This is a genomic window from Synechococcus sp. Nb3U1 (assembly GCF_021533835.1).
In the GTDB taxonomy this organism is placed as follows: Bacteria; Cyanobacteriota; Cyanobacteriia; order Thermostichales; family Thermostichaceae; genus Thermostichus.
On record NZ_JAKFYQ010000002.1, the window covers coordinates 278495 to 300766 of the forward strand.

21 protein-coding genes are annotated in these 22272 nt (G+C 55.0%); 16 read left to right on the forward strand and 5 right to left on the reverse strand.

The genetic code is table 11. From position 1 onward, the window contains the following. The first annotated feature begins 10 nt into the window (after positions 1-10). The 3 genes from L1047_RS11760 to L1047_RS11770 all read left to right on the forward strand — a co-directional run bounded on the left by L1047_RS11760 (position 11) and on the right by L1047_RS11770 (position 3293). The gene (locus L1047_RS11760) at positions 11-889 is read left to right on the forward strand and encodes an isoaspartyl peptidase/L-asparaginase (RefSeq protein ID WP_235279163.1); all 879 of its coding nucleotides are present in this window, start codon (positions 11-13) and stop codon (positions 887-889) included. A 136-nt stretch (positions 890-1025) separates the two neighbouring features. Then, complete coding sequence (locus L1047_RS11765; RefSeq protein WP_235279164.1) at positions 1026-2066, forward strand: adenosine deaminase; 1041 nt, start codon at positions 1026-1028, stop codon at positions 2064-2066. A gap of 69 nt (positions 2067-2135) precedes the next feature. Then, the gene (locus L1047_RS11770) at positions 2136-3293 is read left to right on the forward strand and encodes a DUF3095 domain-containing protein (RefSeq protein WP_235279165.1); all 1158 of its coding nucleotides are present in this window, start codon (positions 2136-2138) and stop codon (positions 3291-3293) included. Here L1047_RS11770 and L1047_RS11775 read toward each other — a convergent pair. Further along, on the reverse strand, positions 3271-5052 hold the full coding sequence (locus tag L1047_RS11775; RefSeq protein ID WP_235279166.1) for a sensor histidine kinase: 1782 nt from the start codon (positions 5050-5052) through the stop codon (positions 3271-3273). The genes L1047_RS11770 and L1047_RS11775 overlap by 23 nt on opposite strands. A gap of 112 nt (positions 5053-5164) precedes the next feature. Between L1047_RS11775 and L1047_RS11780 the strand changes: the two genes are divergently transcribed. The 6 genes from L1047_RS11780 (at position 5165) to L1047_RS11805 (ending at position 10743) form a co-directional block, all read left to right on the forward strand. Continuing rightward, complete coding sequence (locus L1047_RS11780) at positions 5165-5950, forward strand: response regulator transcription factor (RefSeq protein WP_235279167.1); 786 nt, start codon at positions 5165-5167, stop codon at positions 5948-5950. Between the two features lie 310 nt (positions 5951-6260). Then, positions 6261-7814 carry a CmpA/NrtA family ABC transporter substrate-binding protein gene (locus tag L1047_RS11785; RefSeq protein ID WP_235279168.1) on the forward strand — a complete coding sequence of 518 codons (1554 nt, stop codon included), beginning with the start codon at positions 6261-6263 and terminating at the stop codon, positions 7812-7814. Positions 7815-7924: 110 nt separating this feature from the next. Continuing rightward, positions 7925-8755, forward strand: a complete 831-nt coding sequence (gene ntrB, locus L1047_RS11790; RefSeq protein WP_235279169.1) for a nitrate ABC transporter permease — start codon at positions 7925-7927, stop codon at positions 8753-8755. Next, complete coding sequence (locus L1047_RS11795; protein ID WP_235279170.1) at positions 8752-9636, forward strand: ABC transporter ATP-binding protein; 885 nt, start codon at positions 8752-8754, stop codon at positions 9634-9636. Before ntrB ends, L1047_RS11795 begins: the two co-directional genes overlap by 4 nt. Positions 9637-9699: 63 nt before the next feature. Further along, positions 9700-10146 carry a cyanase gene (cynS, locus tag L1047_RS11800; RefSeq protein ID WP_235279171.1) on the forward strand — a complete coding sequence of 149 codons (447 nt, stop codon included), beginning with the start codon at positions 9700-9702 and terminating at the stop codon, positions 10144-10146. Positions 10147-10263: 117 nt separating this feature from the next. Further along, complete coding sequence (locus tag L1047_RS11805) at positions 10264-10743, forward strand: nuclear transport factor 2 family protein (RefSeq protein WP_235279172.1); 480 nt, start codon at positions 10264-10266, stop codon at positions 10741-10743. Positions 10744-10807: 64 nt separating this feature from the next. Here L1047_RS11805 and L1047_RS11810 read toward each other — a convergent pair whose 3' ends face one another. Next, entirely contained in the window at positions 10808-11200 is a 393-nt protein-coding gene (locus L1047_RS11810; protein ID WP_235279173.1) for a DUF4359 domain-containing protein, read from the reverse strand. A 186-nt stretch (positions 11201-11386) separates the two neighbouring features. On the opposite strand from L1047_RS11810, the gene prfB reads away from it, so the two are divergent. Both prfB and L1047_RS11820 read left to right on the forward strand, forming a co-directional pair. Then, a protein-coding gene (prfB, locus tag L1047_RS11815) for a peptide chain release factor 2 (RefSeq protein WP_235279174.1) occupies positions 11387-12515 on the forward strand; the annotation gives its coding sequence in 2 pieces (ribosomal slippage) (positions 11387-11458 and positions 11460-12515; 1128 coding nt in all). A gap of 183 nt (positions 12516-12698) precedes the next feature. Next, complete coding sequence (locus L1047_RS11820) at positions 12699-13532, forward strand: DUF3598 family protein (RefSeq protein WP_235279175.1); 834 nt, start codon at positions 12699-12701, stop codon at positions 13530-13532. Between the two features lie 33 nt (positions 13533-13565). On the opposite strand, the gene L1047_RS11825 is transcribed toward L1047_RS11820, so the two are convergent. Continuing rightward, on the reverse strand, positions 13566-14600 hold the full coding sequence (locus L1047_RS11825; protein WP_235279176.1) for an o-succinylbenzoate synthase: 1035 nt from the start codon (positions 14598-14600) through the stop codon (positions 13566-13568). Between the two features lie 39 nt (positions 14601-14639). Between L1047_RS11825 and phnE the strand changes: the two genes are divergently transcribed. Then, positions 14640-15452 (forward strand): phosphonate ABC transporter, permease protein PhnE, encoded by an 813-nt coding sequence (gene phnE / locus L1047_RS11830; protein WP_235279177.1) that lies wholly within the window; start codon positions 14640-14642, stop codon positions 15450-15452. 64 nt (positions 15453-15516) lie between these two features. Here phnE and L1047_RS11835 read toward each other — a convergent pair whose 3' ends face one another. Continuing rightward, on the reverse strand, positions 15517-15921 hold the full coding sequence (locus L1047_RS11835) for an allophanate hydrolase-related protein (RefSeq protein ID WP_235279178.1): 405 nt from the start codon (positions 15919-15921) through the stop codon (positions 15517-15519). A gap of 64 nt (positions 15922-15985) precedes the next feature. Between L1047_RS11835 and L1047_RS16535 the strand changes: the two genes are divergently transcribed. The 4 genes from L1047_RS16535 (at position 15986) to L1047_RS11850 (ending at position 20418) form a co-directional block, all read left to right on the forward strand. Then, positions 15986-16108 carry a hypothetical protein gene (locus L1047_RS16535; RefSeq protein ID WP_268836590.1) on the forward strand — a complete coding sequence of 41 codons (123 nt, stop codon included), beginning with the start codon at positions 15986-15988 and terminating at the stop codon, positions 16106-16108. A gap of 34 nt (positions 16109-16142) precedes the next feature. Further along, positions 16143-16544, forward strand: a complete 402-nt coding sequence (locus tag L1047_RS11840) for a YraN family protein (RefSeq protein WP_235279179.1) — start codon at positions 16143-16145, stop codon at positions 16542-16544. A 110-nt stretch (positions 16545-16654) separates the two neighbouring features. Beyond that, on the forward strand, positions 16655-18457 hold the full coding sequence (locus L1047_RS11845; RefSeq protein WP_235279180.1) for a hypothetical protein: 1803 nt from the start codon (positions 16655-16657) through the stop codon (positions 18455-18457). Positions 18458-18672: 215 nt separating this feature from the next. Continuing rightward, positions 18673-20418, forward strand: a complete 1746-nt coding sequence (locus L1047_RS11850; protein WP_235279181.1) for a potassium channel family protein — start codon at positions 18673-18675, stop codon at positions 20416-20418. 21 nt (positions 20419-20439) lie between these two features. Here L1047_RS11850 and argS read toward each other — a convergent pair whose 3' ends face one another. Continuing rightward, complete coding sequence (gene argS / locus L1047_RS11855; RefSeq protein WP_235279182.1) at positions 20440-22260, reverse strand: arginine--tRNA ligase; 1821 nt, start codon at positions 22258-22260, stop codon at positions 20440-20442. Positions 22261-22272 lie beyond the last annotated feature (12 nt).

Sequence of the window (22272 nt, forward strand, 5' to 3'; positions counted from 1 at the left end):
CCGAACCATCATGCCTCAGCCCAAACTGATCATCCACGGCGGAGCTGGTAGCGCCCTGGATGGCGAAACCAGTGTGGAAAACGTGAGGGGATCCCTGCGGCGAGTGGTGGAGAGCACCTATGAATTGCTGCGGTCAGGACAAAGTGCTGAGGCGGCGGTGCTGCATGCCTGTCAATTGCTAGAAGATGATCCCCTCTACAATGCCGGTACAGGGTCGGTGCTGCAATCGGACGGACAAATTCGCATGAGTGCCGCCCTCATGAACGGGACCAGCCAGTCCTTCAGCGGGGTGATCAACGTCAGCCGCGTTCAGCATCCGATCCTGATGGCGCAGGCTTTACAATCAAGCCCCGACCGAGTGGTGGCCGAACAGGGTGCCGCTGAACTGGCACGGGAACTGAAATTACCGCTCTACGACCCGGCCACCTTAAAACGGGTTCAGGAATGGTTGCAGTTGCGCCAAGAGCATCCTCCGGCGCGGGTGCTCACCTCTTTGGCCATGGGCACAATTGGGGCGGTGGCCCTGGATCAACAGGGGCACATTTCGGTGGGAACCTCCACCGGCGGGCGCGGCTTCGAGCGCTTGGGGCGGGTGAGTGATTCCGCCACTCCGGCGGGCACCTATGCCAGTGCTGTGGCGGGAGTCAGTTGTACCGGTGTGGGGGAAGACATTTTGGATGAGAGCCTAGCGGCGCGGATCGTGGTGCGGGTGGAGGATGGAATGAGCTTGAAAGCCGCGGTGGCCAAGTCTTTTCAAGAGGCCCGTCAGCGCAACCGGGCTTTTGGGGCCATTGCCCTGTCTTGCTCTGGCGAGATTGTCTGGGATACCACCACCGATATGCTCTTGGCCGCTTACCACGATGGGCAGGGGATCGGCCTCACCCTCTGAAGACTCGATCCGGGATCCAACCCCAAGCTTGCGGAGCTCCTCCTGGACAAGGCCGCTGCCGTTGGATAAGAGTAGAAATAGTACTTAAACAAACCAAGCCCGCTCCCCAGTGGGCCACTATGGGAAACCTCAATTTATGGCACTTCATGCTGAGTTGCACCGCCACCTGGGCGGCTCTGTTGTACCCAGAATTTTATGGCGCTATTTTCATCGCCAGGGATCCTCTTTGGCGGAGCGCTTTCCCACCTATCCCGAATTTGAAGACTTTTACACTCGTCCGCGCAACACTCTCGAAGATTACCTGGAGCTGCACACGCTGGTGGAGCATGTGCAAACCCTCGAGACTCTGCCCTATTTCATCTATCGTCTGCTGCGGGGGGCCTATGTGTTCGAAGATTTGGCCTATCTGGAAATTCGCTATACCCCCTATCTGCGCACGGATCCCGGCCTAGATGAGGCGGATCGGCTCAAGCAAATGCGCCAGGTGATCGAGACTGTAGGCCAAGCTAGCCAACAACAGGAATATCCCATTGTCACCAGCCAGATCTTGTGTTTACACTCGCGTCTGCCCAGCCATATCAATCGGGCTATGCTGGAGGCCGCCGCCGAGTCGGACTATGTGTGTGCCATCGACCTAGCCGGGGGCGACAAACCCTACCGGGAACGCATGGAGGAGTGGATTGAGCTGTACAAATATGCGTTGGCCCGCGGCCTGAAAACCACCGCCCACCTCTACGAAACCTTAGATGGCTGCCACCCGGAATTGTTGCCCTATGTCTCGCGGATTGGACATGGCATTCAAATCCCGCTGCATTACCCGGAACTACTGCCGGAACTGGCGCAGCGTGGGCAGTGCTTGGAAGTTTGCCCCACCACCTATCTGAAGACGGGCACTCTGCCCAGTTTGGATCCTCTCAAGATCGTCTTTGATCGCTGTTTTGAGGCGGGAGTGGATATCGCCATCTGTACCGACAACGCCGGTTTGCACAATGTGCGGCTGCCCTTTGAGTACGAGAACCTGCTCACCCACGACATTATTAATTTTGAGCAGTTAAAACTTTGTCAGGAGGCGGCCTTCCGGCATGCTTTTGCCTGGCCGTATAAGGATCGTCCGGCCTCGCTGTTGTCGGAGTTGCAGCAGGGGGTATCGGCATCCCTGGTGGCTCTCGAAGCCTGAGGAACGGTGGGACGGGATCCCTGACAATCCGGGTTCTCTTAGAGTAGGGAAGGGATCCCTAGTAGAGCCATGGGCAACTTTTACGAGCAGTTGGCGGTCATGGAAAGCCTGCGGGAGATCGCCAACCTCGAACAGTTCGTGCGGATCCCGGAAGACTGGTGGGTGGTGATCACAGACATTCGCGGGTCCACCCAGGCGATTGCAGCAGGCCAGTACAAGGCAGTAAACCTGATTGCGGCTTCCTCGATTGTGGCTGTGCTGAACGGGGCAGGAAATGTCGGGATCCCGTTTGTGTTTGGCGGGGATGGGGCTTCTTTGGCGATTCCGGCAGATGTGTTGGAACCGACTCGACAAGCTTTGGTGGCGACCCAATGGCTAGCCGCTCAATCCTTTCAACTGGATCTGCGGGTGGCCTTGGTGCCGGTGGCGGTGATTCACCAAAGCCCCTACGAGTTGCGGGTGGCCAAGCTGCGGGTGTCACCGGAGTATAGCCAGGCGATTTTTATCGGGGGAGGACTGAAATTTGCCGAAGCCCTGATCAAAGATCCCCGCACCGCTGCGCAATTTGCCGTGCAGTGGCCCCCGGGATCCGAGCCACAAGCGGATTACAGTGGCCTGGAGTGCCGTTGGCAGGATATCCGCAGCCCCTACGGGGAAACCCTCAGCCTTTTGGTCAGTGCCAACAGCTCCGACGAGCGGCAAGCTGCCCAGATTTACCAAGAGATACTGGAGCAGATCGAGCGGATCTACGGAACGGGATCCCAGCGTCGTCCGGTGAGCTTGCAGTCTTTGCACCTGACCTTCCAAGACCGACTGTTACAGCTAGAAACCCTGGTGCATCAGGGCAAACAACCGCCCCTGGTGCAGGCTTGGTATCGGCTGCGTCTGAAGTTGGAGAACGTATTGGGTTGGTGCCTGATTCGCCTGCGCTTGGGGGTATGGGGAAAGTATCCGCAGTTGGTGGTCTCGGCAACCGATTTCGAGAAGCTAGACGATCTGCTGCGCATGGTGATCGCCAGTAGCCCCAGGCAACGACAACGATTGACACAATACTTAGAAACCCGCTTTCGCCAGGGGGAGCTGGTTTACGGGATCCACATTTCCGATCGAGCTTTGTTGACCTGTTTGGTATTCGAGCGGGACGGTCAGCAGGTACATTTTGTGGATGGTGCGGATGGGGGCTATGCCTTGGCTGCTAGGGATCTCAAAGCTCGTTTCGATGCCTAGCAGAACCTGGGGCTAGAGGGAGGCGTTGGCCTTCGGCTGCGGGCATGGTGGAGGGAGGCGTTTCTGGGGTGGGAGCCGCGGCTAGATCTAGATCCTGGCAATCCTGGTAGCGCAGCGGCAGGCGTACCCGAAAGAGGGTTCCGACTCCGATTTGGCTGCTTACCTCGACATGGCCCGCCAGCAAATCGACCAACCGCTTGAGGATGGCCAACCCTAGACCTGTGCCGGGAATCGTGCTGACGTTGCTACCCCGATGAAAGGGATCGAACAGATAGGGTTGATCCTCCGGTGGGATCCCAATGCCCTGATCTTCTACTTCAAAAACAAGCCATTCCTGCTGACCAAAGAGACGAAATTGGATCCCCTGTTTGGGATTGGAATACTTGATAGCGTTGGAGAGCATATTTAATAAAATCGAGCGCAGCATGGAAAGATCTAAATAAGCATTTTGCTGTGGACGATCGGAATGGAACTGGATATCAGCCTCTGTGTGGGTGAGTTGTAGCTCGTGAATGACATATCTACAACACTGAACCAGCTCAATTTGAGTCGGCTGGGGAATGAGTTTGCGGGCATCGGTACGTCCGATCAGCAACACATCGTCTAGCATTTGCGTCATGTGTTGGATATCCGCTTGGATCCCTTGCACATAGTGATGTTGGTCGGTCTCGGAGAGTTGATGTCGATAGCGTTCTAGACAGGTGACGGCAAATAGGATCGTATTCAGGGGGGTGCGAAATTCGTGGCAGACCATCGAGACAAACCGCGATTTCATCTCGTTCAACTCTTGTAGTTGTTGATTGGCCCGTTGCAGTTCTGCTGTTCTTTCCTGCACTTTCCGTTCTAGATCTTCGTGGGCTTGCTTCAGGGCGGCTTCTGCCCATTTGCGTTCCGTGATGTCTTGAAAGGTAACAACAGCGCCCACCAAGCGACCATGCTCATCCCGCATCGGGGTGCTGGTATATTCCACTGGGAAGGAGGTGCCATCTTTACGCCAAAACACTTCGTCCACCACGTGATGCACCTGCCCATCTCGGAAGGCGGCGTAGATCGGGCACTCGGTTCGGGGGTAGGGGGTATGGTCGGGGTGGCTGTGATGCAGCAGATCGTGCATGGAGCGTCCGATCAATTCTGAAGTTGACCAGCCGATCATGCGGGCAGCGGCGGGGTTGGCAAAGGTGACCATGCCGTTGGCATCGAGGCCGTAGATCCCTTCCCCAGCCGAGTTGAGGATCAGCTCATTTTGTTGCCGCAACTGGCTCAGGGTTGTATCGGTCAGGTCGGGTGCAAGGGATCCCTCACCTCTCATGTGTTGCCAAAGATGAGGCGTGGAATCCCACAATCCCCATCCTTGAGGTTGTGGAATCGCAATCCAAAGAGGGGAGAAAGGCTTTTCATGCCTACGAGCCAAGAGCCTGGCTATGGCTTCCTCCACCGTTAGGGATTCCTGCAAGACCTCTGCTGGCAGCCAGTGGTCTTGAATGTCTTCTAGGCTGAGCGTGCTCAAGGGATCCCACTGGGTCGGATCCAACCGCCATTCCGCTACCTGGGCACGGGTGAGGATCCCCAGCAGCGATAGGTGAGCAGACTCAGGCTCAGCACCAACAATCACTGCCCCGACTGTGCCAGGAGAATGCACCAAAGCCTGAGCCAACTGCGCCAGCTGCCATTCTGGGTGAACCCGCAAAGCCGGCTGGGCCAACTGCTGGAGAGAAGGCTTGCTCTCAAAGCCCCTGGTTGAGGAGAGTCGCCTGGACATCCGCCTGTAACCATTGCGATGCTTCTAGGCTAACGGTATCTCCTGACACCACAAGGATTGGTAAGACTGACTACCAAGGAAACTAGACCCTGAAGATGGTGCTGCTGTACCTGTGTCCAAAATATTGGTGATCGAAGACGAGCTGCGCACCCGCCAAATCTTTCTGCATTGTTTGCAGCTGGAGGGGTTTGAGGTGTTCGGAGCGGAAAATGGCCGGATTGGAATTGAGCAAGCCCGCCGCCAGCGACCGGATCTGATCATCTGCGACATTATGATGCCGGAGGTGGATGGCTACGGGGTTCTGCACATCTTGCAGCAGGATCCCCAGACGGCTCGGATCCCGCTGATTTTTCTAACGGCAAAGGTGGCCAAACAGGATGTGCGACAGGGGATGGTGTTGGGGGCGGATGACTATCTGACCAAGCCCTGCACGGTTAACGAGTTTTTAACCGCCATCAATGCCCGTCTGCGCAAACAGGCTCTCTGGCGACGCAGTTCTTCAAGCGCTCTCCCGGCCCCCTCACCAACGGATACAACCCTTACTGACGAGTTTCAATATCCCAACCAGGCCAAACTGACGGCAGTGTTCGCCTTCATCGAGGCCCACTATGCCGAGCCCATCGAACTGACGGATGTAGCCCGCGCCGTGGGCTATTCTCCCGCCTATTTAACCACCCTACTGCGCAAACAAACGGGGCGCAGCGTCAAAGACTGGATCACCGAACGACGGATGGCAGCCGCAAGACGGCTCTTACGAAATAGCCAAGCCTCAATTAAGCAGATTGGACAGGCGGTGGGATATGTGGATCCCGCCTACTTTGCCCGCCACTTTCGACAACGGCACGGGATCCCACCGCTCCTTTGGCGAGAGCAACAGGGCAGTTTCTTCCAGGCTTGAAACCGTGCAGTTGTGGTTTCTCATTTTAAATTTCAGATCATTTAGGTTCTTGCCGTAGTTGATGCTACAAAACAATCCAAAAGCTGAATCTTCTAAACTTTGTCCTGATTTAGAGAAAAGATCTCCTTGGAATGGGGAACGGCACATACAAAAGAAGCCGCTAGGATATTTCCAAAGCTGAAGGAAACATTGAAACGAGCCTGGGTATGTCTCGTTCGGGGGTTGCGCTGGGCAGGATACCGCTCATGCGGGCCCCTGTTAGACCCAACTGTTCTCCCTCGTTTGCCCTTTTGAGATGGGTACAAGTTTTATGCGACTCTCCACTGACAAACTCTTCACTCTTGATGCAAAGCGGTGTGCCTGTGGGGGTTTTCATGCCCCGCAAGATCACAGCGAATTTCTCGCGTCTATGCCCCAAAATCCGGCGGATTTGGCGGATGATTTGATCAAAATGGGAGTGTATAAGCCGCAGGTGTTGAAACTGGCGGATCAGATCAACCGCACCGAGATGCTGGAAACGCTGGTTTTGGAGCGCTTGAGTCAGCGCAACCCAGAAAAGGAGCCAATCTTGCGGGAGATGATCCGGCAGGCAGGGGGGCTGGATCAGGCGATGGTGGCGGCTTTTGGCCCGCAAGCCTCTGAGTTTTTCACCGATACCCTGCGGGCTGGCCCCTACTCGCGGCGGCGCTTTTTGACTCAGGTGTTGGTGGCCGCTTCGGTGATCGGGTTGACAGCCACTCAAGGAGAACGGGAGCTGTCTGCCCAGGCTCAGGGATCCCTGGAAAAAACGGATCTGCGGATTGGTTTTATTCCCATCACCTGTGCCACCCCGATCATCATGGCGGAACCCCTGAAGTTCTATGAGAAGTATGGGCTGAATGTGCAGGTGGTGAAAATGCCCAGTTGGGCTGCCGTACGGGATTCGGCCATTGCCGGGGAACTGGATGCCTATCACATGCTCTCCCCGATGCCCATTTCCATTACCTTAGGCCTGGGATCCACCGCTTTCCCCATTAAGCTGGCCAGCATCGAGAACATTAACGGCCAAGCCATTACCGTTGCCAACAAGTACAAAGACACCCTCAAAGGTCCCGCCGACTTCAAAGGTTTCACGATTGGCGTGCCCTTCCCCTACTCGATGCACAACCTCTTGATCCGCTACTACCTAGCCACTGGCGGTCTTAATCCCGATACCGACGTGCAGATCAACCCCGTGCCACCTCCAGACAGTGTGGCTCGTCTGACGGTGGGGGATATTGACGCCATGTTGATGCCGGATCCCTTTAACCAACGGGCGGTGTTTGAGGGGGCGGGTTTTCTCCATATGGTCAGTAAAGATCTGTGGCCAGGGCACCCCTGCTGTGCCTTTGCCGCCAGCCAAAGCTGGATTGACGCCAACCCCAACACCTTCCGGGCCGTGAACAAAGCGATCATTGATGGGGCCAACTACGCCAGCCAAGCGGAGAATCGAGCCGAGATCGCCAAGGCCATTGCTCCGCGGGAATTTCTCAATCAGCCAGAAGAAGTGGTGGCTGCGGTGCTAACGGGCAAGTTTGAGGATGGCTTGGGCAATACCTTCGACATTCCCGATCGTATCGATTTTGATCCCTACCCCTGGCAGAGCTTTGCCTACTGGATCACCAGCCAGATGGTGCGCTGGAATCTGCTCGAGGCAGATCAGGCGGATTATTCGCAGATTGCCCAGGATATTTTCCTGACAGATTTGGCCCGCGATTTGGCCCGCGAGCTGGGGCAAACCCCACCCGCTGAGATGCTGCGCGTCGAGACCTTGATGTTCGATAGCTTCGATCCCAGCGATCCGGCTGCCTACATTCAGGCTCAGATCGATCGCTACGGCGTGTAGAGAGTGTGTGGATTTTCCAGAGGAGAGGGATCCCGTCTGTTCGAGTTGAACGGTTTGTCGGGGATCCCGCTTCTTAAGATTATCTTCAAGTTTGTCTCATCAGGGGTGTTATGGCTGCTTCTTCCGCTTCGCCAAGGCGATGGATCCGCTCGGTTTTGCCCGGTGTCAATCAACAGGCTTTTGCGCTCTTTTTGATTTCTCTGCTCTTGATCTTGGGGGTTTGGGAAGCAGGAGCGCGCTTTGGGGTGTTCTCGCAGCTGATGCCGCCTGCTAGCAAAACCTTGGTAGCCATTTGGGGGTGGATTTCGGATCCCTTCTACGATTACGGCCCCAATGACAAAGGCATCGGCTGGCACCTGTTGGTCAGCTTGCGGCGGGTGGCGATTGGGTTCACGATCGGCTCTTTGATCGCCATCCCTCTGGGGGTACTGGTGGGCCTTTCAGAAGTCACCTCGCGGGCGATGGATCCCTACATTCAACTGCTCAAACCGGTCTCGCCCTTGGCCTGGCTACCATTGGGTTTGGGGATCCTGAAAAGTTCGGAAAATACCGCCCTATTTGTCATCGCTATCACCAGCATTTGGCCCACCCTGATCAACACCAAATTTGGGGTGAGCAATGTGGACCAAGCCTACTTGAATGTGGCCCGTTCTCTGGGGGCTTCCCGGTGGCGCACCATCTTCAGGGTGATTTTGCCTGCCGCTGCGCCGAACATCGTGGCCGGATTGCGCATCAGCATCGGTATTGCCTGGTTGGTGATTGTGGCTGCGGAGATTTTGGTGGGGGGCACAGGTTTGGGCTATTTCATCTGGAATGAATGGAATAACTTGCAGATCACCAGCATCATCACTGCGATTGTCGTCATCGGCATGGTGGGGCTGTTGCTGGATCGGTTGTTTGGATTGTTGCAGCAATGGGTCGCGTTTGGGCTGAGATCATGATGGTTACTTCCCCTGCCTATTCCTCCGGTTCCGTCGGCTCGGAGCGGATCCCGCAACTGCAACTGCGCCAAGTGACCAAGATCTACTCGGGTCGCCGTGGCCTAATGGATCGAATGCTCGGTCGGGCTTCGGTGGATTATGCGGCGCTTTCCCCCATTGATTTGGTGGTGGAGGCCAACACCTTTGTCTCGATCATCGGCCCCTCTGGCTGCGGCAAATCCACGTTGCTGAATATCATCGCGGGGCTATCGCAACCTTCCACGGGCCAGGTGCTGATCGACGGACAGGAAGTGCATCGCCCTGGCCCCGATCGCGGCATTGTCTTTCAAAACTACGCCCTGATGCCCTGGATGACAGTGGCGGAAAATATCCGTTTTGCGGTGGAGACCGTTCATCCCACCATGCCCTTGCCCCAGCAGAAGCAGGTGGTGCAATCCTTCATTGACTTAGTGGGGTTGCGGGGGGCAGAGAAGAAACATCCCCATGAGCTGTCAGGGGGGATGAAACAGCGGGTGGGTATTGCCCGTGCTCTGGCGATCAATCCGCAAATTCTCTTAATGGATGAGCCCTTCGGAGCTTTGGACGCCCTGACCCGTGGTTTTCTTCAGGATGAGATTGAGCGGATCTGGGAATCGCAACGGAAGACGGTCATCTTGATCACCCACAGTATTGAGGAGGCCCTGTTGCTGTCGGATCGAATTGTGATGATGACCCGTGGGCCGGGTGCCCGCATTGCCCAGATTTTGGATGTGCCCTTTGCCCGTCCGCGTCACCGAGACAGTTTGGATCAACAGCCGGGCTACCACGATCTGAAGGCGGCGATGGAACGTCACCTCTCCCAAGAAACCCGCGCGGTTGAGGAATCACGAATCCGGGTTTGAAAGCTCAGGCCAGGTTGCGTCAGTTGCACAGTTGTTTGTTTAGTTACCATTTAGGAGTTTGTGATGAGCACAGCCATTCCCGAAATTACTGAAAAGCTCTTGGCAGCCAAGGCCGAGAAAGGTTTAACCTTTGCTGATTTGGAACAGAAAATAGGGCGGGATGAAGTGTGGATCGCGGCGGTCTTTTATCGCCAGGCCAGTGCCTCTGCCGAAGAAGCCAGCAAGCTCACAGACATTCTAGGGTTGGATGCTGCGGTAGCCAAACAATTAACCGAATGTCCGGTGAAAGGCTTGGGGCCAGTGGTGCCGACGGATCCTTTGATCTACCGCTTTTACGAGATCATGCAGGTGTATGGTATGCCGATTAAAACCATCATCCACGAGAAGTTTGGCGATGGCATTATGAGCGCAATTGACTTTACTCTCGATGTGGAAAAGGAAGAGGATCCCAAAGGAGATCGCGTCAAGGTGATCATGTCTGGCAAGTTCTTGCCCTACAAGAAATGGTAGAGCGCTATAACGTGTCGGGGTAACGCCTGATAGAGTTTTGGATGACCTAAAAAAGACCAGCGGCTGAGGTAGAGATTTCTATGCTCAGCCTTTTCTCCTTATCTTTTTCCTTGTGCTATGAATCCACAACCTGAGTCAAAGCCTCCTTTTCCTCCCTTTAACCTGGAAACTGCAGCTCTCAAAGTGCGCATGGCAGAGGATGTCTGGAATAATCGGGATCCCTACAAAGTTGCTTTAGCCTATACAGTCGATAGTCTGTGGAGAAATCGATCTGAATTCATCAGGGGACGGGAACAGATCATTCAATTCCTAACCCGCAAGTGGAATAAAGAACTCGAGTATCGCTTGATCAAAGAGCTTTGGGCCATCACAGATAACCGCATTGCAGTCCGCTTTGCCTATGAGTGGCATGATGATTCTGGCTATTGGTTTCGCTCCTACGGCAACGAAAATTGGGAGTTTAACGAGCAGGGGCTGATGAAACGCCGCATCGCCAGTATCAACGATTTGCCCATTTCAGATGCAGAACGGAAATACCATTGGCCGTTGGGTCAGCGACCAGAGGATCACCCTGGATTATCGGACTTGGGCCTGTAGGAAAATGACCCTCATGAGAAAAAGGTGAGTAAAGGATTTTCTGGAAAGTTTCTATTGTGTCAGCTTAGGGAGTTTCTCGAATTTCGTAGGTATAAAACTGTCCTGCCCCAGCAAGGGTGGCAAAGTGATAGGTGGGCAGGGATCCCTCTAGGGGGCCGAAATAGAGCAAAGATAAATCTGTGGTGTAGAGGCTGAACAAGAAGAAGTTTTGGCGGCAGGTTTGGCGAATAAACAGGGCTTCGAGTTCTGGCTGCAATTCCTGGACTAGGGCCTGGCATTCCCCGACCAAGCTGTTCAAAAAAGCGGGGATCTGAGCACAATACTCCTGCGTGGCATAAGCGGCCAATGATTCACCAGCATAGGCCCCGTACTCTTCTAGGGTGGGGTTGGTGAGGGCCAAAGCGGTGATGCCACCCGCCAAGATCAGACCAGAGAGTAGTGAGAGGGGTTTCAGCATGGCTGGCTCCAAAAACGGGATCCCTAGCTTGGATGATCTCCCCCCACATGGAGCCGTGATAGGGGCCTTTGGGCAAAACCCCTTGCTCAAATCCACTCTAGGGTCGGCCCATAGGGTCGTTGATGCCGTGGGAGAGGTTAGGATGGGATCCCAAGCGCAGACACTACAGATACTGTTAAGAACCCTATGGAACTGGCCGACTTGAGACGGACTCTGGAATCGCTCACCTTACGCCTGGGCAATGCTCAGGACTATCTTTGACCTGCCCAACCTAGAGCAGCAAATCGCCATCATGGAGCAGGAGGCTTCGCAACCGGAATTTTGGAATGATGCCGAAGCCGCTCGCCGTCAAATGCAACAACTGAATAGCCTGAAAGCCTCTTGGGATCAGGTGCACCGCTGGAAAGACCGCCTCGAAGATGCCGAAAGCGCCCTAGAACTGCTGCAAGAGGAAGTTGATCCAGATCTGTTGGCCGAAACCGACGGATCCCTGGCGATGGTGGAGCAGGAGCTGAGTCAATGGGAGCTGCAACAGCTGCTCTCCGGCCCCTATGACAAGAATGGTGCCATCCTCACCATCACAGCGGGCGCGGGGGGAACCGATGCTCAGGACTGGGCCGAGATGCTGCTGAAAATGTATAGCCGCTGGGGAGAGAACCAGGGTTACAAGGTCAGCCTGTCGGAATATTCAGAAGGGGCTGAGGCCGGGATCAAGTCGGCCACCCTGTTGATCGAAGGCCCCTATGCCTATGGCTATCTCTCTGCCGAAAAGGGCAACCACCGCATGGAGCGGATCAGCCCTTTTAATGCTAATGGCAAACGGCAGACCAGTTTTGCCGGGGTAGAGGTGATGCCGATTCTGGAGGCGGAAGACGAGTACGAGCTGAAAATGGATGAGCTGGAGTTTGAAACGTCCCGTTCCGGTGGGGCGGGCGGCCAAAACGTCAACAAAGTGGAAACAGCAGTCCGGGTGATCCACAAACCAACTGGCCTTGCGGTGCGCTGTACCGAAGAACGCTCCCAACTGCAAAACAAAGAACGGGCCATGCAAATTTTGAAGGCGAAATTGATCGAACTTGAGGAAGAAAAACGGCGACAAAAGCTGGCGGAAATTCGCGGTGGCATGGTAACCCAGGGGTTTGGAGGGCGCATTCGCACCTACACATTTGATCCTTATAAACTGATTAAGGATCACCGTACCAACGCCGAGACTTACAACGTTGATGCCTTTATGGCAGGAGAGCCAAGCGAGTTGATGCACTTTATCCACGCTTATCTGCGGCAAGAGACCGCCAAAGAAGCTGTCCTGATTTGACATTCCCATTTGAAATACTCATAGGGACTGGAGTGCTTCCGTTTGCCGGTCGTGTGCGGGATCCTCGTGTGTAGAATTTTGAGTGGCGTGATTTGTGGATCCGTTGGGTTCCCATGGCTAGGGATCCGGAATCGAGGCATTTTAGATAGGCATATTAGATAGGCATAGGTTAGGCAATAGGCCATGAGTAGCAACTGGGACAACTTCCGCAAAAACCTAGGGGAGTGGCATGGATCCTTCACCAGCGTCACGCCTGCAGGCGAGCTAGGCCCTTCTGTGCCCTCTATCCTGGCGCTGGAAGATGTAGAAGGGGGCCAGCGGGTGCGCTTTCAGCTGCGGCGGTTTGGCCAAGGACTGGATTACCCCCCCACCAGCCAACTGGAGCAGGAATACAGCAGCATTGGCCACCTGAATGTCTTTTTTCCCAACGGGACTTTTTCTAAGGGATCCCTGCAGGTAGCTCCTTTTGCCGAGTTTGGGGCAGAGTATGGTTTTGTACAGGGCAATCGCCGCCTGCGGTTTGTTCAGCTCTATGACAAAGACCAGCGCTTGCAGTCCATGACGCTGATTCGGGAGTTCCGCGCTGGCACTGATGCCCAAGAGCAGCCGCCGCTGACGGTGGAGCAGTTGTTAGGAGAATGGCAGGGCACCGCCTACACTGTGTATGCCGATGGGCGACCTTCCACGGAAGTGACAACCCACCTGTGCATCCAACAGGAGGGTAACCAGCTTTTCTACCACAATGCCTGGGCAGGACAAAAGCTGCAAAGTACAGCGGTTATCGACGGGTGCTGCCTACACTTCCAGGACACAGACCTGCCCAAGCAGTTGCTCTTGCTACCCGATGGCACCTCCAGCCTGACGCCGTTGCAGATCTCCTTCCGTCGCCCTTTTTTAGTAGAAGTAGGCTGGCTGTGGGCCAGAGGACAGCGACAGCGTGTCATCCGCTCCTACGGAGAGCGGGGGGAATGGGTGAGCGCCACCCTGGTAGTGGAGTCTTCTCTGCATCATCGGTAAAAATGGGATCCCTGATCTTCTCCGGAGGAAGGGTTAGCCATAGAAATCCCAAACCTCCTGCAGCAAGGTTTCTCGCTCTTCCGCTGAAGCCCTAAGCAGGGTTAAGGGATCCCATGTTGGGAAAAAGCTACCCACCCCCCAACCCAGAGCTCTTGGGCAAGCAGTTTTGGGTTGTAGGGATCCGGCCCAAGCTATGCCGTGCCAAGCGCCAATCGGGGTTTCTAAGGCCGAAGAGAAGACCAGATCCAGTTCAGGATGCTGATCCCGGTAGTCTTGTAAAGCCAAACAGGATCCGAGTAGGGCCGGCTTCACCACCAGGATCCCCACCCAACCCGACTGATGGAGCCGCTTCAATTGACTCAACTGAGCCACTGATTCATCCAGTGCAATCGGGGTTTGGTACTGCTGGCTGAGGTGAACGAGTTCTGTGGAGTGATTGGGAGATAGAGGTTGTTCGAGAAACTCAATTCGTCCGGGGCTGTGGTGATTCACTTGATCACAAAGGGCCAACCACTCATGGGCCTCTAACCCGGTCAGACCCCCATTGGCATCTAGGCGTAGGTGACAGTCCTGGGGCAAATGCTTGATCAGGTCTGTTAACACTTGCCATTCCTGTTGCCGCTCCCGGACGCCAACTTTCCACTTCAACACCCGATACCCCTGTTCATAAAGGGATCCCGCTTGGGTTAAGGCGGCCTCTCCGGCAGGAAGTAGCCCACAGAAGGCTAAACCCGAGAGATCTCTGTTGAACCCATCGGGATCCTGTAAAGCCAACCCGGCAGATTCAAACCCGAACTGACAGGCGGGCAACTCCTCTGGGATCCCGAACAGGTAAGCTTTTGAAATCTGGCGGGGCAACTGCTGACAAAACTGCAGGGCTTGCTCCAGGGTTTCGCTGCCAAACCAGGGGATAGGGGCAATTTCTCCGTAACGGTGGATGCCTGTGCCTATATCCGTGAGGCGAATCAGGATCCCTTCTCGGATCAACCACAAACCGTGATGGGTTCGTAAGGGTTGCCGAAAGGGGCGTCGATAGGGGCGAAACTCGAACTTCAGATCGGTCAGCATCTTGATTTATGATCGCCTGGAAGCATTTTCAACTCCCCCATGGAAATCTCTCTGGATGAAATCCGGATCCCAGAGCCACCCGCGCAGGTGCGTTGGGCCCGCCGAGTGCTGTGGATGATCTTACTGACGGTGTTGCTGTTGATGGCCCTGTGTCTGCTCAACATATCCGTGGATTGGAACCGAGTCGCCAGTGGTTTGCAGCGTAACTTAACACCTTTGCTGCGGGGTTTTAGTCGGCCCTCGGGGGCGGTTTTCAACTTGGCAGTGCAGCGGATGTTTGAGTCTTTTAACATGGCCGTAGTCGGTACCACCATTGGGGGTATTCTCTCCTTTCCGCTCTCGTTTCTGGCTGCCTCTAACTTACTGGGATCCGGGCGTTTGGCAATTCCAGGCAAAGCCTTTCTGGCCGCGATCCGCACCTTCCCAGAGTTGCTGCTGGGCATTATTTTTGTCTCTTCTTTCGGGCCAGGGCAGTTGGCAGGGATCATGGCGGTAGGCATTAACTCGATTGGCTTTTTGGGTAAGGTATTTGCCGATATTATCGAAGGGATTGATCCAGGGCCGAGCGAGGCTTTGTTGGCAACGGGAGCTTCTCCTTTACATGTTTTTCGCTATGCGGTGATCCCGCAGGTTTTGCCCGAGTTTCTCTCGACGGTGCTGTATCGTTTTGAGGTGAACTTACGCTCTTCGGCCACCTTGGGTTTGGTGGGAGCAGGCGGCGTAGGGGTATTGCTGGTGCAGCGTATTCAGTTCCGCCGCTGGGAGGAAATTTCTACCATTTTGTTGGTGATTGTCGCCTTTGTCATTGTGGTAGATACTTTGAGTAGCTTTTTGCGTAAGAAATTAGTGTAGATCCTTATTTCAGAATCCTTTTTTAGATTCGCCTGTAGCAGGGATCCCCAGCCGCTGAAACACACTAACTTTTTGAATTTTTTGTCAGGCTTTCTATGTAGGCCCGCCAGCCCCCCCAAGCCGTAATTTCTGTTTGCCCTTCGCACAGATAGGGCTCTGCCAGGATCCCTAAAACTTCTGTTTGGTCTGACAACAGAATGCGTCCTACCGATAAACCAGGTGGCTCTTGCAGAAGAAGCTGACTTAATCCGAGGGCAGGAATTTCCCAAATTTCCAAGGCAATGGCGGATCCCCCTTGGCTCGTCCTGATCATGCCTGGATGAATATCCCGAATAGACCAAAGCCGGTAACAAGGAGCTGTTTGGGCTTCTCGCAAAAATGTTCCGCCAATTTGGGTCAGGTTCCCATTTAAGGCCAGGCCCCGCATTAGGGTACCATTCACTGCTAACTGAATTGGATTCAAACTCACGGTTCACTCCAAATCACCCAGGCAGGAGGCAGGCTATCATGGTCAGGGTTCAGGAGGAAACTGCATGGATGCAAAGTTGATTGTGGTGGGAATTGCCATTGTCCTTTCTCTGGCAACCTTTTACTTCGGCACCCGCAACGGCTTTTACAACACCGATAAGTACCACGGTAACGGTTCCGCCCATTAAATCTGGAAATCTGGACTCTTGCGGGGGTGATGGTGTGGATCCCTTGCCCAGACAAACCTCCCTTCAGAATACAGGGGATGCCGGAGAAAACTGGGTGCGGCAGTACCTGGGTCAACAGGGTTGGCGGATCCTGGCTCAGCAGTGGCGCTGTCGTTGGGGCGAGTTGGATTTGGTGGCTTGTCGGTCAGGGGTGCTTGCTTTTGTCGAGGTGAAGACCCGCAGCCCCGGTAGCTGGGATCAGACCGGGCTTTTGGCAGTCGGGATCCCGAAGCAGCAGCGACTGATCCGAGCTGCCCAAGCGTTTTTGAGCCAACATCCGCATCTGTCTGAGTTGCCCTGCCGCTTTGATGTTGCTTTAGTGGAAAGTCGGGCCTCTAAAGAGGGAACCGACTACGCTTTGGTTGAATATTTGGAAGGAGCTTTTGAGCTTTATTGAATAGGCTAATCGGATGCTGGCCGATATTTTGAGTTTTGCGCCCGTACCTACAGACAAACTCCCTGCCCCCTGATTATGATTGGAGCCATTCTCGGTGGAGGCTGAGGGTATTGGGTCTGCGGAAAAAACAAGGGATCCGCTGGATGGGGGTGCTGTTGGGTGGGGTGCTGTTGCTGCTGGGGTGCGCGGCTCAAGCTCAGTTGTTCGGGCCGGGCCATTCCCTCTTTCAGGACTCCGGTTCTCTGCCTAGAGAGAGCCCTCCAGTCATTCCACAGGAACAAACGGGATCCCTGGCGACGGCTAGCCTCAACGCTTTTTGCCAGCAATCTCCCGCAGAGGTGGCTCGCAAAGCTCAACTGCGCCAACAGGCCAACCAATCTGACCGCGCCTGGGCGGATTACACGCAAATTTTGGCAGACCATCGCGCCGCCTTGATCGCCTGCCGAAGCCAACGTTGGCCACAGATCCAAGCCATTTGGCTGCGCTTTCATCCTTGTGATGCCAATGCGGGCGTGTTGGATCAGGTGTTTGACCAAGTGGTAAACTTGGGCTACAATCGTGTTTTTATTGAGACCTTTTACGATGGCCGTTCCATCTTGCCGGATGGCGCCAGTGGGGTTTGGCCCAGCATTCAGCCCAATGCCGACCTATTGGATTTGGCCCTAACAGCGGCACGACGACGGGGATTATCCGCCTACGCTTGGGTGTTCTCTCTCAATTTTGGCTACAGCTACGGGCAACGTGCGGATCGACAAGTAGTGCTGGCTCGCAATGGTCGTGGCATTACCACCGTGCTGGATCCCGCCACAGCCCATTTGAATGATTTGGGTAGCCCGGATGAGGTGTTCGTGGATCCTTTTCATCCCCTGGCTCGGCAGGATTTTGCTGAGTTAATTGGGCGCTTATTGCAACGACAACCGGACGGGATCCTCTTCGACTACATTCGCTATCCGCGCGGATCAGGAGGCTCCAGCGTGGCGGCTACCGTCAAGGATTTGTGGATTCATGGGGAGGCGGCTCGGCAAGCCTACCTGGATTTGGCAGAAAATCTGGCGGGTCGAGCTTTGTTGGAGCGCTATTTGGCTCAGGGTTATGTGACCGTAACAGATGTTCTGCAGTTGGATGCCCTCTATGGAGAAGAGCCCCGGTGGCGCTGGCCAGGGGATCCAAAGCTTGGCTTGGAAGGGATCCCTGAGCTGGAGTTGGCACTATCTTCTTCAGAATTGCCGGAATTGTTGGATTGGCGTACCCATGATGAAAAGGCATCAGCAGGTTTGACAGATTCAACTGCAATAGCCAATTCAATAGACTTAGAACCAGACTTAGAACCCTCAGGGGATCCCGAGCCTGAACTGGAGCAGAGGGACGCCCAACCTGAAGATGCGGATCCCACCCCCTCTCCTACCCCCACCCCCGACGCGGCAACCCGACAGGAACGCTGGCAGAAGGAGCTTTGGGACTTCAGCACAGACTTTGCCCGCCATGGGGTACTAGACTACTTGAACCAGGCGGCTCAACCGGCCCGAACCCGTGGGATCCCTACTGGAGCAGTCTTTTTTCCAGATGGAAACCAAATGGTAGGAGAAGCTCAACAAGGATTTGACTCCCGTCTCCAACCTTGGGATCGCTTTGATTCGAATATGGAGTGGCACCCAATGGCCTATGCCAAATGTGAGGATGTCACTTGCGTGGTGCAGCAGGTAGAGCAGGTTTTAACAGCAGCCTCTCCTGAAACGTTTATTTGTCCAGCCATTGCCGGATTGTGGGGGCAACCCCAACGCCAGCGCCCTGCCCTGGAGGTGCAGATGGGAGAATTGGCCCGTCGGTTACCCCAACTACCCTGTGTGAGCCATTTTGCGCTGTCTTGGATCGAACCGGAGCTGGAGCGGAGTCGCCAAGCCTGTCAACTGTAAGTTGTTATTCAACCTAGAAATCTTTTTAGCTCTTCGGTCAAAAAGGGAGAACACCTTAAACCTTTGTTGCATAGTGATCCCTGCTACCGGAAGGAATCCATCCCATCCGAGAAGATAATCCCTGGGATCTGTCTAGATGACATTGGCTGGACGAGAGAACAGATGGCATGGCAGAAGCAGACTGGGCTACGGGTGGTTTCGCAGCGTATCGACTTATGAATTCCTTGATCATTGTGTGTGGATTGGGCCGCACCGGTTTGAACATTTTTCGGCTTTTGCAACAGCAGGGGGCACAGGGAGCCCGGGTGCGGGGCATTAGCGATATGCCCATAGAAGGCGAGAACATTGTGATCGGGGATCCGCGCCGGGCAGAAACCTTGATTGCCGCCGGTATTCAGCGGGCCCATACGCTGGTGCTAGCGGGGGCAGATCACACTCTAAACTTGGCCATTCTCACCCAGGCACGGGTGTTGAACCCCCGCATCCGCATTATCGACCGCATTTTGGATACCCACTTGGGGGAGCACCTGGATCGGATTTTGCCGGATCACTTCACCCTCAGCGTCGCCGCGTTGGCCGCCCCTATCTTCACCTTTGCCGCCTTGGGCAGCCGAGCGATCGGGCAATTGCAACTGTTTGACCAAACCTGGCCGATCCACGAAGAGGTGATCACCCCAGACCATCCCTGGTGTGGACGGCGCATGAACGAGTTTTGGGATGACAAAAATCGCATGCTGATCTACTACCTTTCGGCACGGGATCCGATCGATCTGGTGTCGGCAGTGATCCAGGAGCGAGTGCTGCAACCAGGGGATCGCCTGTTGATCGGCAACAAGCCAGCCCAAGTGTATCGTCGTCGGCCCTGGCAAGAGCGCCTGCGCAAACTCTGGAAAGGGATCCAACGGCTGAAACACCACGACCAACCCATTCTGGCGGTAACCCTGACCCTGTTGCTAACCATTTTTCTGGCCACCGGCACTTACTTGGCAGTGAACCTGGAGACCCCGTTTGTGGATGCCCTGTATTTCTCGGTGGGCATGATCACCGGGGCCGGGGGGAAAGAAGAAGTGGCAGAAGCTGCTCCAGCCGGGATTAAACTCTTCACCGCTGTGATGATGTTGGTGGGGGCAGGTATCATCGGCATCTGCTACGCCCTGCTCAACGATTTCATTTTGGGATCCCGCTTGCGACAGGTGTGGGATGTGGCGCGGGCGCCTCAGAAAGGCCACTACATCATCTGTGGGTTGGGGGGGATCGGCATTAACATTGCTAGCCAATTGCAGGCCAGCGGCTATGAGGCGGTGGTGATCGAGCGGGATAGTGAGTGCCGCTTCTTGAGCAGTGCGCGGGAGCAGCGGATCCCGGTATTGATCGCCGATGCCAGCCTCTCCGATACCCTAACGGCTGCCCACATTCAACAGGCAGAAGCCCTGATCGCCGTCACCAGTAACGACACCGTGAACTTGCAAGTGGCTTTAGCAGCCAAGGGGTTGGCACCTCGTATCCCCGTGGTGGTACGCACTCACGATCCGGACTTTGCTCGGCAGGTGCAGCAGGTATTTGAGTTCGAGGCGGTCCTTAGCCCGGCGGAGTTGGTGGCTCCCACCTTTGCGGCGGCGGCTTTGGGGGGCAAAATTTTGGGCAATGGCTTGGTGGGCAACCAGCTTTGGGTGGCTTTGGGCACACTGATCACCCGGAACCACAGCTTTTTTGGCCGACAAATTAAAGAACTTGCCGCAGCGGTGGATCTGGTGCCCCTTTACATCGAACGAGCCACAGGCCGCGTTCATGGCTGGGAATTGCTCATCACAGCTTTGCAAGAAGAGGATGTGCTCTACCTCACGATCCCGGCAGCCCAGTTGGATCATCTGTGGCGCTCAGCTTCCAGCTCAGCCCATCCTCAGTATCGAGAACAGGACCCCCAATGGGTCAGTCCCATGGAGGGTTTGGCCGAAGCTTGATCGTCCTGAAATCCGCGATGCTTACATCGACTCGGGGGCGCTCAACCCGAGAATGCCCGTGAGCAAGTTAAACAATACCTGTCGCGTGGCCTGTACCAACTGAATGCGGGCCTGCGCCAAAACGGGATCCTCCTGCAAGAGCGGCAAAATGCGGCAGTTGTCGTAGAACTTGTTGAAATCAGCAGCAATTGCTTCCGTGTAGCGAATGATTTTGTGGGGGGCGCGTTCTTCGGCGGCGACAATCAACTCATCCGGCAAGGCCAAAAGGTGCAGCAATAGGGCCCGTTCTTCCGGCTCTTTGTAGGGGAGCTCTCCCTTGTCTGATATGGATACATTCGGGATCAATTCTACTTTTTCTTCTTCCTGTAGTCGCCGCAGTAGGGTACAGCAGCGGGCATGGCTGTAGTGAACATACACCACCGGGTTATCGAAGGTTTGTTTGACGGCCAAATCCAAGTCGAAATTGATCGGGCTATCCATGCTGTTGCTGAGCAAAAACCAGCGGGCGGCATCGGCTCCTACCCCAATGTCGGGATCCTCGATCAGATCATTTAAAGAGACAAAATTGCCGGTACGTTTGGACATACGCACTTCGGTTTTTTCGCCCGTTTCTGGATCTGTCTTAAATAATTTGACAAATTGACCGATTAAAATCTCTAACTTGACATCCAAACTAAAAGCTCCCACCGCTGCATTCAGCCGACCGATATAGCCGTGGTGATCCGAGCCGAGAATGTTGATCAGCCGCTGATAGCCACGCCGCACTTTATCTCGATGGTAGGCAATATCGGCAGCCAAATAGGTCACTGAGCCATCGGCTTTTTGTACCACCCGATCTTTGTCGTCACCAAATTCTTGGGTCTTGAAATAGATGGCTTCTTCAGCGTTGGGTTTGGGATCCTCACCGCGCGGGGCTTTGGCTCTATAGAGGAAGCCGCGCTTCTGTAATTCCTGCAAAGATTGCTGGATGGCACTCAGGCCTGTCTCGGGATCAGGGGTGTGTAAGCGGCGCTCGCTAAACCATTGTTCAAACTCCGTTTGCAGTTGCTGGAGGGTGTTTTTTTGCCAAGCGAGCATTTCCCTATAGGCAAAATTGGTGTACTCCTCCAGGGTGGTGGGCAGGGGGCAGATCCCGGCTTGCACTTGTTCCAGGAGCCGTTTGGCCAAATCCACCAAATAGGATCCCCGATAGGCATCGTCTGGTAGGGGAATTTCTTCTCCCTGTAGCTGCTTCACTCGTACAGCCAAAGACTTGCCCAAAATCTGCATTTGGTTGCCGGCATCGTTGATGTAAAACTCCCGATCCACTTGATGCCCTGTCCAGCGCAGCAGATTGGCCACGGTAGAACCCACAGCCGCCCAACGCCCGTGCCCCACATGCAAAGGCCCTGTCGGATTGGCGGAGACAAACTCTAGCAAAATACGCTCTGGCTGAGGTGCGGTGGTTTTGCCAAAATCACCCCCCAAGCTCAGCAACTCCTGTAGGCGTTCGGCCAAAAAGGGATCCCCGAGCCGAAAATTGATAAACCCAGCCCCCGCCACACTGGTTTCCACATTGGGTAAGTCTAGGTGTGCGACGATTGTCCGGGCAATTTGGGCTGGGGCCATGCGGCAGAGCTTCGCCATCCCTAGGGCCGTCGGGCAGGCATAGTCGCCGTAGCGGGTATCGTTGGGGATTTGAATGACAGGAACCACTGGGGAAGTCTGGTTCGGAGCCAAGGGCTGCAAGGCCCCAGCAGCCAGGGATCCCAGTTGGCCTGCTTCTGCCGCCCGTTGAATGGCCTCAGATACCGCGGCGCTGAGAAACCGAATCAGAGAAGTGGACTGGGGTTGGGGTGCCATTTGAAATAACAG

Bases quoted from the DNA above. Each gene is read 5' to 3' on its own strand.
- L1047_RS11810 (WP_235279173.1), bottom strand. From the start codon at position 11,200: ATGCTGAAACCCCTCTCACTACTCTCTGGTCTGATCTTGGCGGGTGGC.
- L1047_RS11765 (WP_235279164.1), top strand. From the start codon at position 1,026: ATGGCACTTCATGCTGAGTTGCACCGCCACCTGGGCGGCTCTGTTGTA.
- ntrB (WP_235279169.1), top strand. From the start codon at position 7,925: ATGGCTGCTTCTTCCGCTTCGCCAAGGCGATGGATCCGCTCGGTTTTG.
- L1047_RS11795 (WP_235279170.1), top strand. From the start codon at position 8,752: ATGATGGTTACTTCCCCTGCCTATTCCTCCGGTTCCGTCGGCTCGGAG.
- cynS (WP_235279171.1), top strand. From the start codon at position 9,700: ATGAGCACAGCCATTCCCGAAATTACTGAAAAGCTCTTGGCAGCCAAG.
- L1047_RS11775 (WP_235279166.1), bottom strand. From the start codon at position 5,052: ATGTCCAGGCGACTCTCCTCAACCAGGGGCTTTGAGAGCAAGCCTTCT.
- L1047_RS11825 (WP_235279176.1), bottom strand. From the start codon at position 14,600: ATGCTGACCGATCTGAAGTTCGAGTTTCGCCCCTATCGACGCCCCTTT.
- L1047_RS11850 (WP_235279181.1), top strand. From the start codon at position 18,673: ATGAATTCCTTGATCATTGTGTGTGGATTGGGCCGCACCGGTTTGAAC.
- argS (WP_235279182.1), bottom strand. From the start codon at position 22,260: ATGGCACCCCAACCCCAGTCCACTTCTCTGATTCGGTTTCTCAGCGCC.
- L1047_RS11820 (WP_235279175.1), top strand. From the start codon at position 12,699: ATGAGTAGCAACTGGGACAACTTCCGCAAAAACCTAGGGGAGTGGCAT.
- L1047_RS11760 (WP_235279163.1), top strand. From the start codon at position 11: ATGCCTCAGCCCAAACTGATCATCCACGGCGGAGCTGGTAGCGCCCTG.
- L1047_RS11770 (WP_235279165.1), top strand. From the start codon at position 2,136: ATGGGCAACTTTTACGAGCAGTTGGCGGTCATGGAAAGCCTGCGGGAG.
- L1047_RS16535 (WP_268836590.1), top strand. From the start codon at position 15,986: ATGGATGCAAAGTTGATTGTGGTGGGAATTGCCATTGTCCTTTCTCTG.
- L1047_RS11805 (WP_235279172.1), top strand. From the start codon at position 10,264: ATGAATCCACAACCTGAGTCAAAGCCTCCTTTTCCTCCCTTTAACCTG.
- phnE (WP_235279177.1), top strand. From the start codon at position 14,640: ATGGAAATCTCTCTGGATGAAATCCGGATCCCAGAGCCACCCGCGCAG.
- L1047_RS11785 (WP_235279168.1), top strand. From the start codon at position 6,261: ATGCGACTCTCCACTGACAAACTCTTCACTCTTGATGCAAAGCGGTGT.